The 12,677-nt window shown below is 41.5% G+C and carries 13 protein-coding genes; 5 read left to right on the plus strand and 8 right to left on the minus strand.

Features of this window, described 5'->3' with window-relative positions; genetic code table 11:
* Positions 1-3 precede the first annotated feature (3 nt).
* Positions 4-2,577 carry a glycerol-3-phosphate 1-O-acyltransferase PlsB gene (plsB, locus tag B9T33_RS06660; RefSeq protein WP_086178159.1) on the plus strand — a complete coding sequence of 858 codons (2,574 nt, stop codon included), beginning with the start codon at positions 4-6 and terminating at the stop codon, positions 2,575-2,577.
* A gap of 95 nt (positions 2,578-2,672) precedes the next feature.
* Positions 2,673-3,098 carry an acetyltransferase gene (locus tag B9T33_RS06665; protein ID WP_086178160.1) on the plus strand — a complete coding sequence of 142 codons (426 nt, stop codon included), beginning with the start codon at positions 2,673-2,675 and terminating at the stop codon, positions 3,096-3,098.
* A 36-nt stretch (positions 3,099-3,134) separates the two neighbouring features.
* Here the strand turns inward: B9T33_RS06665 and B9T33_RS06670 are convergent, their stop codons facing one another.
* Positions 3,135-3,932: an NAD(P)H-binding protein gene (locus tag B9T33_RS06670; protein ID WP_086178161.1), complete on the minus strand. Its 798-nt coding sequence runs from the start codon at positions 3,930-3,932 to the stop codon at positions 3,135-3,137.
* A gap of 33 nt (positions 3,933-3,965) precedes the next feature.
* Here B9T33_RS06670 and recG point away from each other — a divergent pair, with 33 nt between their 5' ends.
* Positions 3,966-6,011 carry an ATP-dependent DNA helicase RecG gene (gene recG, locus B9T33_RS06675; protein ID WP_086178162.1) on the plus strand — a complete coding sequence of 682 codons (2,046 nt, stop codon included), beginning with the start codon at positions 3,966-3,968 and terminating at the stop codon, positions 6,009-6,011.
* Between the two features lie 102 nt (positions 6,012-6,113).
* On the plus strand, positions 6,114-6,746 hold the full coding sequence (locus B9T33_RS06680) for a ComF family protein (protein ID WP_086178163.1): 633 nt from the start codon (positions 6,114-6,116) through the stop codon (positions 6,744-6,746).
* A 42-nt stretch (positions 6,747-6,788) separates the two neighbouring features.
* Here the strand turns inward: B9T33_RS06680 and B9T33_RS06685 are convergent, their stop codons facing one another.
* Positions 6,789-7,193, minus strand: a complete 405-nt coding sequence (locus tag B9T33_RS06685) for an NUDIX hydrolase (protein WP_086178164.1) — start codon at positions 7,191-7,193, stop codon at positions 6,789-6,791.
* Positions 7,194-7,195: 2 nt separating this feature from the next.
* On the minus strand, positions 7,196-7,798 hold the full coding sequence (locus B9T33_RS06690) for a TIGR00730 family Rossman fold protein (protein WP_086178165.1): 603 nt from the start codon (positions 7,796-7,798) through the stop codon (positions 7,196-7,198).
* Positions 7,799-7,954: 156 nt separating this feature from the next.
* Here B9T33_RS06690 and B9T33_RS06695 point away from each other — a divergent pair, with 156 nt between their 5' ends.
* Positions 7,955-8,971, plus strand: a complete 1,017-nt coding sequence (locus B9T33_RS06695) for a CorA family divalent cation transporter (RefSeq protein ID WP_086178166.1) — start codon at positions 7,955-7,957, stop codon at positions 8,969-8,971.
* Positions 8,972-9,188: 217 nt separating this feature from the next.
* Here B9T33_RS06695 and B9T33_RS06700 read toward each other — a convergent pair whose 3' ends face one another.
* Genes B9T33_RS06700 through B9T33_RS06720 form a run of 5 tightly spaced genes read right to left on the minus strand, consistent with a single transcriptional unit; the run spans position 9,189 to position 12,412 of the window.
* Entirely contained in the window at positions 9,189-9,476 is a 288-nt protein-coding gene (locus B9T33_RS06700) for an STAS domain-containing protein (RefSeq protein ID WP_086178167.1), read from the minus strand.
* A gap of 12 nt (positions 9,477-9,488) precedes the next feature.
* A complete protein-coding gene (locus tag B9T33_RS06705) occupies positions 9,489-10,124 on the minus strand; it encodes an MlaC/ttg2D family ABC transporter substrate-binding protein (RefSeq protein ID WP_086178168.1) in 636 nt (211 codons plus the stop codon).
* 16 nt (positions 10,125-10,140) lie between these two features.
* The gene (locus B9T33_RS06710; protein WP_086178169.1) at positions 10,141-10,818 is read right to left on the minus strand and encodes an outer membrane lipid asymmetry maintenance protein MlaD; all 678 of its coding nucleotides are present in this window, start codon (positions 10,816-10,818) and stop codon (positions 10,141-10,143) included.
* Positions 10,818-11,597: a lipid asymmetry maintenance ABC transporter permease subunit MlaE gene (gene mlaE, locus B9T33_RS06715; RefSeq protein WP_086178170.1), complete on the minus strand. Its 780-nt coding sequence runs from the start codon at positions 11,595-11,597 to the stop codon at positions 10,818-10,820. Before mlaE ends, B9T33_RS06710 begins: the two co-directional genes overlap by 1 nt.
* Positions 11,594-12,412, minus strand: a complete 819-nt coding sequence (locus B9T33_RS06720) for an ABC transporter ATP-binding protein (RefSeq protein ID WP_086178171.1) — start codon at positions 12,410-12,412, stop codon at positions 11,594-11,596. The genes mlaE and B9T33_RS06720 overlap by 4 nt, the downstream gene beginning before the upstream one ends.
* Between the last annotated feature and the right edge of the window lie 265 nt (positions 12,413-12,677).

Raw genomic sequence — 12,677 nt, forward strand, 5'->3', positions numbered from 1 at the left:
TGTATGTCCAAGAGCGGCTTTGGTCAAATGTATCGTAAGCTTTCGAGTAAACTGCTTGACCTCGTAGTTACACCGCACGTTTTAGGTGAAGTTCCGGTTGAGCCTGTCGTAGCACAAACCGATACTGATACCGGCGTACAGACAACGAAAATTACCTGTTACGTTTTACAAAATCATTCACGCAGTAATGCTTTAATTGTCGATGGCGAAACTCGACGCTTAAAATTGCATCCTGCGCTCGATCCAATGCAATTGGGTGTACAAACTGAAAAAGCATCTGTGCTGTTTTTACAGCATCATGATGAAGATAACCTACTCAATCCGCCACCACACGCATTCCCACCGCGTTTACTTCGTCTAATTGAACTCTTAGAAAAAAATCCAGAGCTAGACGTGGAATTGGTTCCTGTAACTGTACTTTGGGGACGTGAACCTGATAAAGAAGATTCATGGTTCAAACTGCTATTTACTGATACTTGGTCAACCCCAAGTAAAGTTAAACAGTTGGTGAATATTGGTCTTCATGGTCGTCAATCGTATTTAGAGTTCCATGAGGTGCAATCCTTACGTAGCTTGATTGAATACGCAAAAACCACACATCCAAACCTCTCTCCTGCCACCTATATTGTAAATTCGCTGAATAACTATTTAGATGGTCAACGTGAAGTGGTATTGGGCCCCGATTTATCGGATCGTCGCAATATCATGCATGGTCTGATCAAATCTTCAGACGTGCAAGATGCCATTCGCCGTGAAAGTATTCGCAGTAAAATCAGCATGGTTGAAGCCGAGCGTCGTGCAATTGGTTATTTAAATGAAATCGTTTCTGACTATTCAGCTTCGACTGTCCGTTTTGCCGACCTTGCGCTAACACGTCTTTGGACACAGTTATATGACGGTGTTGAAGTCCATAACTTCAGTACTGTGCGTGAACTCGCAAAAGACTATGAAATCGTCTATACGCCATGTCACCGTAGTCATATCGACTATTTATTGCTGTCTTATGTGATTTATAAACGTGGTTTGATGGTGCCGTACATTGCGGCAGGTGACAACTTGAACATGCCATTTGTAGGGCAAATTTTACGTGGTGGTGGCGCATTCTTTATTCGCCGTACCTTCCGTGGAAATGGCTTATACACTACTGTATTTAAAGAATATCTTTACAGCATTTTGTCTCGTAACACGCCTTTAGAATACTTCATTGAAGGCGGTCGTTCACGTACAGGTCGTTTGTTACCACCAAAAACTGGGATGTTGGCAATGACTGTACATAGTCATTTGCGTAACCCTGCTAAACCGATTGTGTTCTTGCCGACTTATATTGGTTATGAACGCTTGATGGAAGGTGCAACCTACGTAGGTGAAATGAATGGTAAGCCGAAAGAAGGCGAATCGATTTTAGGCATTGTGAAAACCTTGCGTAAAATTGAGCGTATTTTTGGTAAAGTGCATTTGAACTTTGGTGAGCCGGTTTTCCTTGATGATATGTTGAAAATGCACAATGCAGACAACATCAAAATCGAGAAAAATGACGATCCTATTCCGCAAGAAGTATCTAATGCAATTAACAGCTCTGCACATGCGATTTTAGAAAATATCAACCGTGCGGCTGTGGTTAACCCTGTTTCCTTGCTTTCACTGATTTTACTTGCAACCTCTAAACATACTTTAGATGAAGAAATCTGCGTGAAGCAGCTCGACACCTATCGCGATTTGTTAACAGCTTTGCCATATGACCAACGTATGCAAGTGACACCTTTATCTGGTAAAGAAATCATTGCCTACGGTTTAAAACTGAAACTGATTAAACGTGTGAATCACGTTTTAGGTGACATTATTGCGATTGCAGATAATCAAGCGATTTTACTGACTTACTTCCGCAATAACATTTTGCATGCATTTATTTTACCGTCTTTAATCGCAGCATTGGTTGAACACAATGGTTCGATTCGTCATGGCGATTTAATCAATGTCATTCGCACACTGTATCCATTCTTAAAAGCTGAGCTATTCCTTAAATGGGAAGATGAAGAGCTGAAAGATCAAATTTGTGCCTATGCTGGCGTGCTGATTAAAGCAAAATTAATCACGCAAGATGCTGAGGGTAATTTAATTTCTCCAGCGCCAAACTCAGAGCAACACAACCAGTTGGTAGTACTTGCCGCACCTGTTATGCAAAGTCTAGAGCGTTATTACATGACTCTGGCTTTAATCACTCAACGTGGTTCTGGCAATATTTCAACACGTCAGGTTGAAGAATTAAGTCATCTTGTGGGTCAGCGTTTGTCTGTACTTTATGAGTTCAATTCACCTGAATTCTTTGATAAGTCTTTATTCCAAAGCTTCATTAAGGTATTGACTCAGCAAGGCTATATCAGCACCAACGAAGAAAATGCGATTGTCTTTGATGAGAACTTCCAAAACGTGGCGCAGTACGCCAACCTTGTTTTGGATGATGTTACCTTACAGATGCTTCAGCACATTACCACCTTTAGTGATGAAGAACTTAAAGAAGCTTTAGATAAAGTTGCTGCTGAACAAGCGAAGAAACGTTTAAAGCGTAAGAAGAAGTAAGCTCCTTCTCCCGCCTTAAAAGGCATAGGCATTTACATTTTTGTAGATGCCTATGCTATGAATTAATGAAATAAAGAATCTTTTTAGGATAGTGTATGTTACAAAAAGCGACTGAACTCGATTTTCCGCATCTGATTGATCTTTGGGAAAGATCAGTTAGAGCAACCCATGACTTTTTACCAGAGGAGGAGATTAATCACTTAAAACCATTAATTTTGAATGAATATTTCCATCATGTATTACTGCATAAATATGTTCAAGATGAAAAAATCATCGGTTTTATCGGTACCAGTAGTGACAATATCGAAATGCTATTTATTGATCCTGATTTTAGAGGGCAAGGCGTAGGACGCATTTTAACCAACTTTGCAATCACAGCTTTAAAAATAGAAAAAGTTGATGTAAATGAGCAAAACCTTCAAGCCGTTGGGTTTTATAAAAAACTCGGATTTAAAATTATCGGGCGATCTGAATTAGATGGTCAAGGTAAGCCCTACCCCATTTTGCATTTAAAAATTTAGTTTTTTAAATATATAAATACTTCTTATACAGCATCTTTAATTATTTCTTATTTCATCTTCACTCTTTAACACAAACCCACTCTCCAGTATTCGCTTGGCATAAATCTTTTTCCCTGTTTCTGTTTTACTCTCTAAAACTAATTCAGGGAAATGCATGGCTTTTTGCAACTCAAGAATTCTTTCATGTAAGGGTTGTGGTCGGTTATTCGTACAAATATATGATTTTTCAACATGTTCCACGTGAAGCAAATGCACTAAGAAACTCGCAAGATCATCAATATGAATTCGATTTGACCAATGAATATTTGGGTAGTGCTGTGTAGTTTCGGCCATCTTTTGCATACGTGCAGTCGATGTGCCATAGATTCCTGTTGGTCGTACAATTACGCATTGCTCAGGAAAAGCCTGAAGATAGTGTTGCTCCATTTCCAACAATAACCTACCCTGCGCATCGCTTGGCTTGGGAACGGTTTCATCATCAACAGATTCACCTGCATTTTCCCCATAAACTCGTGTCGATGACACGACAATGATACGTTTTAAAGGATGTGACTTAAGCGCCCGTACAATGGGTTGTACTGAGTCGATATAGGTGTGTTGATACATCTCAATCGAACTTAAAGTCGCATTTCGAGAAGGCGCAAGCAGCACATAAACCACGTCAACAGCTTTAATCTGGGACAAATCCAATTGCTGAACATCTTGGGTTAAATGCTGCGCAAAATCAGCAGCTTTAGGCGTACGGCTCACTGTGGTAATTTGGTGATTCTGCTCAAATAATTGTTTAGCAACACGCTGAGATGTTTTACCATAACCAATAAATAAAATATGCATTTAGCACCAAATCACTGACAAAGTTGAGGGGACATGGCTGCAGTCCATCAGTTGCAAGGGGTCGGATCAGCCTCTGCGGCTTTACTTGAAAAGCTGAATATTTTCACGACAGATGATCTGCTGTTTCATCTGCCACGCGACTATGAAGATCGTAGCACGATCATTGCCATGAACCAATTGATCGTGGGGCGCAGCTATTTACTTGAAGGTACTGTTAAAGGTGTCGATTTCCCACCCGGAAAGCGTAAATCCATGGCAGCGCTGCTCGATGATGACTGCGGTAAAGTCACCTTACGTTTTTATCATATTTATAAAGGCATTACTGACCGCGCCAAAATGGGTGCCCGCCTGCGAGTCTTTGGTGAAGTCCGTGTAGGTGCACGCGGTTTGGAAATGTATCACCCTGAACTGCAAGTGATTACTGAACATACACCGCTGCCACAAACGCAACTCACCGCGATTTATCCTGCAACTGAAGGTTTAACCCAACCGAAGCTCCGTGAGTACGTCAAACAAGCCCTTGCTCAATATAGTGATGACTTACCTGAACTGTTGCCTGAAAAATTTACCAATGGCTATGCGCTCAAACAAGCACTGGACTATATTCACCATCCGCCCGTGGATGCCAATATGCTGCAACTGACTCAAGGTGCTCACCCTGCACAGCAGCGCCTTATCTTTGAAGAATTGGTGGCACATCAAGTGAGTTTATTGACACGCAGAGCCTACATTCAGCAAATTGAAGCACCCTCATTTAGTCCAAGTAAAAAGTTTGCCAAACAACTTTTAAGCACTTTGCCTTTTGAAATGACAGGTGCACAAAAGCGTGTGTCCAAAGAAATTGCCATCGACCTAAAGGCAAACAAACCGATGCTGCGTTTAGTTCAAGGTGATGTAGGTGCGGGTAAAACATTGGTTGCAGGTGTTGCAGCCTGTCATGCGCTTGAAGAAGGCTGGCAAGTCGCCATGATGGCACCGACTGAAATTTTGGCAGAACAGCATTATTTAAATTTCAAGAAATGGTTTGAACCCATGGGACTCACTGTGTCATGGTTATCAGGCAAACAAAAAGGCAAGGTCCGCGCCGCAGCAGAACAAAGCATTCAAGATGGGAGTGCCAATCTAGTGGTGGGGACGCATGCCCTGTTTCAGGAAAATGTCCAATTTGCCAAACTGGGTTTAGTGATTATTGATGAACAACATCGTTTCGGGGTCGATCAACGTTTAGCCCTGCGCAATAAAGGTCTAAATGGCATGACACCACATCAATTGGTCATGACAGCAACGCCAATTCCACGGACCTTGGCGATGTCCGCTTATGGTGACCTTGATACCTCAGTAATTGACGAACTACCACCCGGTCGTACCCCTATTCAAACTGTGACCATTCCACTCGATCGCCGTGAAGAAGTCTTGCAGCGTATCGCGACTAATTGTGCTGAGGGTAAACAGGCTTATTGGGTGTGCACCTTGGTTGAAGAATCTGAAACATTAGATGCTCAGGCAGCAGAAGCCACCTTTAATGAAATTAAAGAACGCTTCCCAGAACTCAATATTGGTCTGGTTCACGGCAAAATGAAAGCCGATGAAAAACAGGTGGTGATGCAGCAATTTAAAAATAATGAACTGCAACTTCTGATTGCGACCACTGTCATTGAAGTTGGTGTCGATGTACCCAATGCATCCATTATGGTCATTGAAAATGCCGAGCGTTTAGGACTTTCACAATTGCATCAGCTACGAGGACGTGTGGGGCGAGGTGCAAAAGCCAGTTTCTGTGCCCTGCTGTATAAAAATCCGTTATCGCAAAATGGTCAGGAACGTTTACGTATTATGCGTGAAACCAATGATGGCTTTATCATTGCAGAGAAGGATTTAGAGATTCGAGGGCCGGGTGAATTGCTCGGTACGAAACAAACGGGAGATATGGGTTTTCGTGTAGCCAAGCTAAAACGTGATGACCATTTGCTGAGCCAAGCGCATTATGTAGCGCAGCAAGTCCTCAAAGATTATCCGAAACAAGCAGATGCTTTGTTAAAACGTTGGCTACCTGAAGCACCACGGTATGCCTATGTCTAACATTGATACATTGAAATAATCATAAATTACGCCCTCATCTGCATGATGTTTAAATGAGGGTGTAAAGCAAAAACAATAAAAATAACCATAAAAGAGAAAATGATGCCGAGAATCATCAGCGACTTTATCAAAGCTGGCTTTAAACAAATCTTACCTTGCCTACTCTGCGGTATCGACGTACAGCAAAAACAGAACCTATGTGAGCACTGTTGGAACAACCTGCCTTGGTCGCAGCAAAGCGTACATCGACATGAGTTAGAAATTTTGAGTGCCTGTGAATATCACTATCCACTCGATCGCATGATTCAACAATTTAAATATGAACAGCAGTTACATTATCAGCAAGTACTGGCAGGCACGCTCATGCAGTTAAAATTGCCTCGGGTGCAAGCCATTGTACCGATGCCTATTTCAGTTGAACGCCTGCGTAAACGTGGTTTTAACCAATCAGTCGTAATAGCAAAACATGTCTCCAAACAGCTGAATATCCCTATTTGGCAGCCGATTATTCGAAAGCATCAACACTCACAAAAAGGCTTATCTCGTATAGAACGACTCGAAAATATTGATCAACAATTTGAAGTTGATCGAACTGAAAAAAGACGTTTTCGTAAAGTCTTAATTATTGATGATGTGGTCACGACAGGAAGTTCTATCCATGCACTCAGTTCGGCTTTATATAAAGTTGGCTGCAAGCAAATTTATGCTGCATGTATCGCCGCGGCACAATCTTAAACATTAAAATGTATGATCCAATTGTGCTGAGAACTGTGCCAATTAAGCCATGTGAGCAATTAAATTTTGCTTCACCCAAGGAATCACGACCTCACGTGTTAATGGCGCCAGTTGGGTGTGCTGATCATCTAAGCTTACCCATTGCATTGCAGCAATTTCAGCATCAATTTTCGGCTGATCATGTAAATTGATCACATAAACATAGCTCACCAATAAATGATCAGGTTCATTGGCTGCGAGGGTTTCAAAACGACCTACGAATTGTTCTATTTCTGCTGCACAGCCAATTTCTTCCTGTATTTCCCGCAAAATGGTCACATCAGGTGCCTCATTGGACTCAAGCTTGCCACCCACTTGCATGAAAAATTCAGTGTGCTTTTTCCGCACCACCAAAAGCTCATGTTGTGGATTTAAGATAATGGCAGCGGCTACGGTAATTGTGTTCATTTTCATTGCTCCAGCGCCGCAATAAATTCAGTTTTATCAACCATCCCCCATTTCGGTTCAGGTGCGACAAAGTGCTTAAATTTTTCAACAATCGCTTCAATATTATTTTCAGCCACTAAACCTTGCATAAATCTCGGATGGGTAAAGCCTTTTTCCGCTGTAGTGTTTAAGAATTTCAATAAATCGTCATAAAAACCATCTACATTCAAAAATGCACACGGTTTTAAGTGAATCCCCAATTGCGCCCATGTCCATTGTTCAAAAATCTCTTCCAATGTCCCAGCACCACCCGGAATTGCGATAAAACCATCAGATAATTCTGACATCTTGGTTTTACGCTGCTGCATATCTTCAACCACATGCAATGCGGTTAAATTGGGATGCGCCAATTCTTTATCAACCAATACCCGTGGAATCACCCCAATGACTTTCCCACCTGCTTGTAAGGCACTGTCCGCAACAACGCCCATTAGTCCTGAACGGCCACCTCCATACACCAATGTAATTCCTTGTTGTGCCAAACAACGTCCAACACATTCAGCCACTTGGAGGTATACGGTATCTTTACCTAAAGCTGAACCACAGAATATTGCGATCGATTTCATTTATAATCACCATCAGATTGGGAATGCAAAGCTGGAAAAATCAACTTTAAAACAGATTTTTTCATAAAATAAGCAATTGAACAGTGTTTTTCAGCCAATCCTTGTCTAAAATACACCCATTCATTTTTTACATACTGCGCAAGGGGAAAAGACAACATGCTTGAAGCCTTTTATGCCACAGAGCGCGGTAGCCTGGAAGATGTCACCATCAATGGTGACTTTGATTTACATCAGGATTTAGTTTGGCTCGATCTCATTGCTCCATCTCAAGAAGAACAGCAATGGATTATGGATGCCTATGATCAAAATTTACCGACATTAAAATCGCTGGAAGACATTTCATCGAGTGCGCGATTTTACCGTGATGATGACGGTATTTTACATATCAGTACGTATTTTTTAACGAAAAATAAAAACTTTCAAGTCGACGGCGAACCAGATGAAGAAAACTCTGGTGCCTTAGCAACCGTTCAAACTGTTGCCTTTATTTTGCATAAAGAACGTTTATTTACCTTACGTGGTGAAAAACTCGTGGCGTTCCGTGCCTTTCGTGCACGTGCGCGTCGCAATGACTATGAAATTGACTATAAAGATCCGACTTGGATTTTATTGGGTTTGTTAGAAGCGAAGCTCGATGAACTTGCGGATATCTTAGAAGATATCCACAAGGACTTGGAAAAGTATTCCACAGAAGTATTGAACAACCGTCATCGTGAAATGATTTTAGATTTGGATGACATGATTACCCGACTCGCGCATTTAGAAGATATGCTCGGGAAAGCGCAACTGTGTTTAATCGATTTACGTCGTGTTCTCACCTTCTTGTCACGTCCACGTGCTCTGGGCAGTCATATTTATGATGCCGATATTCGAGAACTCAGTGAAGACGTTCGCTCACTGGTCGAACATGATGCCTTCTTGTTCCAAAAGGTTCGATTCCTCTTGGATACCACATCAGGATTCATTAACACCGAACAGAATGACACGATTCGTCGATTCTCGATCTTACCAAGTATGCTTGCGCCACCTATGTTGGTTGCCAGCGTTTATGGTATGAATACTGAGGTCCTGCCATTTGCGCATGGAACCACCAGTTTTGTGATTGTGAGTTTGATTCTGATCGCCTTCTTTATTGGGCCACTGATTTACTTCCGTTGGAAAAAATGGATTTAAGTTGGGTTTGAATGCCATCTTTTGCCTAATTCCAGAACCGTGTTGATTCTATGGTAATTGATCAGCTTTACTAGGGTAATAAATTCACTCTCGCCAGTATGCTGAAACTGAAATATCTGTAAAAACTTTGCTATATACAACCTCACCCTACCCCTCTCCTAAAAGGAGAGGGAAATTTTGGAGCAATAAAAAAAGCACCTTACGGTGCTTTTTTTATTTAGATCAGCTGCAAGTCATGTTCTAAATGACAAGCTTGAATAATCTTCATCATTTTCTCAGGGACAGCCTTAAATTGTAAGCCCTGTGTTTTTGGCGTTTGACGTAACCAACGCACCAATACTGCCAGTGCCAATGTACTGCCATGCTCAAGTTCAGCAAGATTAACCACCAATGGAAAAGCTTGCTGTTGTTGGATCAGTTTCAAACCATCTTGATAATATTGCTCAGCATTTTCATAATCAATTTTGCCTGAAACAACTAACTCTTGCTGATGAAGTTTAATCACGCATCACCTATCTTATTTTTTCTTATCAATGGCAGCTTCAGCATCTGGCTTGAAGTTTGCAATTGCTTTATCAATGTTACCGCCATTACGTTTTACAGTTGCCGCAAACTGGTTACGGAATTGAAGACCTAAGTCGATACCTGAAACGTTGATGTTACGGATTTTCCATTGTGAACCTTTGTCTGCCAACTGGAAAGACACAGGAATTTTTTCACCATTGTTATTGAAGTCGATGGTCACAACAGGGTTTTTGCTGGTTGAAGCTTTGTATGGACGCATTGTGTAAGTTTGATTACTAAACTTAGAGAATGCCGAACCATAGTTTTCAATGAGCGTTTCACGGAAGTTACGTTCGAACTGTGCGCGCTGCGCCGCAGAACTATATTGGTTTGTTGCATAGGTACCCATCACAATACGGGTAAATGATTGTGAATCAATGTACGGGTCAAGGTTTTGACGCACAATCGCTTTTACTGCAGCAGGGTTATTTTGTAGTTTTGCATGATCAGCTTTTAAACGAGAAATCAGACCATCCGCTACTTTTTTTACAAATGCTGGAGGCGCTTCGCTTGGTGCTGCAAATGCCGTACCTGCCATCATAGTTGATAATATACTTGCAGTAAGCGTATGTTTTAACAATGTATTCACTTAATTTCTCCTCAAATTATTCAACAAATGCAGGTTCTGCATCGGTTGTTTCAGCAGCTTCAGTTTTTTGTTCAGGCTCTGCTGTATTGTCTGATTTGTTCCCAGCACCACCGGTCACAAACTTCGACACTAAATCTTCAATTTCCATCGTACCTTGGGTATTTCCAATTTGATCACCACGTTTCAGGAAGTTGACACCACCACCCGGCACGATTTTCAAATATTTCTCACCCAATAGACCATTGGTTGCTACCATAATGTAAGCATCTTCGTCGATATTGGTGATGGATTTCATGTTAGCAATCAGTTGCTGTTCCATTTCTTTTTGTTTCTTTGGATCAGCGGCTTCATATTCAGCGCTATAACGCAGTTCTTCTAATGCATTTTTTTGCACTTCTTTTAATTGTTCTGGAGTATAAGAGGTCAAAGACCCATCCATTTTTAAATGCGCTGTCACTAAGCGCGTTACAGGATCAAGTTTCAAAGATTCAACTTGTCCGACTTTCACACCACTTAAAGTCACTTTTGCACGCGGTTTAATCCCGTTTACATTTTCAAAAGTCGCTGTAAGTTCATAACTATCTTTTAAATTATTACCCACCAAGCCACTTACTCGCATTGCCAAGAAAAAAATAGCTATCGCAAATAAAATGACAAAAATACCGACGGCCAGTTCACTCGTACGTGATTTCATTAAATACCTCCGAACATGACCGCAGTCAACACGAAATCTGAACCTAAAACACACAACGACGAGTACACCACAGTACGGGTTGTCGACGTTGCAATACCTTCTGAAGTTGGTACACAGGCATAACCCTGATACACCGCAATCCAGGTACAAATTAATGCAAATACAAAACTTTTAATGATCGTGCCGTTAAACACATCTTTAAAGAATTGCACACTATTCTCAATGCCACTCCAGTACGAACCTTCATCGGCACCCAGAAAATCCACACCCACCAATTTACCGCCCATAATGCCAACAGCAGCAAAAATTACAGACAACATCGGTAAGCTAAAAACACCGGCCCACAGTCGCGGTGAAATAACACGTTTGAGTGGATCAACACCAATCATTTCCATACTGGACAATTGTTCTGTGGCTTTCATCAAACCAATTTCAGCGGTTAAGGCAGAACCCGCACGCCCTGCAAAAAGAAGTGCAGCGACAACTGGAGCCAATTCACGCAGTAAGGTTAAGGCAACTGCTGTCCCTAACATGGCCTCACTACCGAAGGTCGACAAGATGCTATACATCTGCAAACCGAGTACTGAACCAATAAACAAGCCTGAAACTACAATGATCAGTAGGGATAACACACCTACACGATACATTTGATAAATAAACAGTTTCACACCCATGACAGTCGGCATGGAAAATAAGATTTGCAGCAACATAATGGTTGCCACACCAATGCCTTCAACACGCTCAATAACACGTCTACCTAAAGCGGCAATAGCATTCATGAACGAACCTCTTGATTTAAATAGGGCTGATGGCTGAATTGATAATCAACCGGACCTTCAACAGAACCAGTCAAGAACTGCTTCACAAATGGTGAAGCATTTGCTTTCAACTGTTCAGGCGTCCCTTCACCCTGCACTTTGCCTTCCGCCACAACATAAATGTAATCGGCAATCGATAATGTTTCTGCGACATCATGCGAGACAATAATCGTGGTGAGATCGAGGGCTTCACGCAAAGAACGAATTAAACGCGTCAATACACCCATCACAATCGGGTCTTGCCCTGCAAATGGCTCATCGTACATGATCAGTTCTGGATCGAGCGCTATCGCGCGCGCCAATGCCACACGACGATTCATACCACCAGACAGTTCCGAAGGCATCATTTGTTCTGCACCACGTAAACCCACTGACTCCTGTTTTAATGCCACAATTTCTGCAATTAAATGTTCAGGGAGTTTGGTATGTGCACGAATTGGAAAAGCGACATTTTCATAGACCGACATATCGGTAAATAAAGCGCCGCTTTGAAATAACATGCCCATACGTGCACGTGCTGCAAACAATTCATGTCGTGACATTCTTGCAATATCTTGACCATCAAGCATGACTTGACCCGAATCGGGGATTAATTGCCCACCGATTAAGCGTAGTAAAGTCGTTTTACCGGTGCCCGAAGGCCCCATAATTGCAGTAATTTGACCACGACGAATTTTTAAACTGACATTGTCATAAATGACGCGTTCCCCTCGTTTAAAACTCAGGTCTTTCACTTCAATCAGTGCCTGAGTCTGAGAAGACGTTTGATTATTCATAGCTGAGGATTTTCCTGCATTTTTTCAGCATGCATACTATAAAGGATTGATGTTCAAAATGTTACCTCTGCATGCGCAGAGTTCCCTGCATTCCATCAGGTAATTTGTTTTTTCTTATTAATAATAATTTTGGTATAGATGTAAAAAGAGGACTAGGCTAATTTAGTTAAGATAGTTGTAAATATAGTAAACAATATTACATAACAGCAGAGTCAAGCCGATATAAGACATAAGCACCTCAAACATCACTGTACGAAAAAAAGAT

It is taken from the genome of Acinetobacter sp. ANC 5054, from assembly GCF_002135295.1.
Lineage (GTDB): Bacteria > Pseudomonadota > Gammaproteobacteria > Pseudomonadales > Moraxellaceae > Acinetobacter.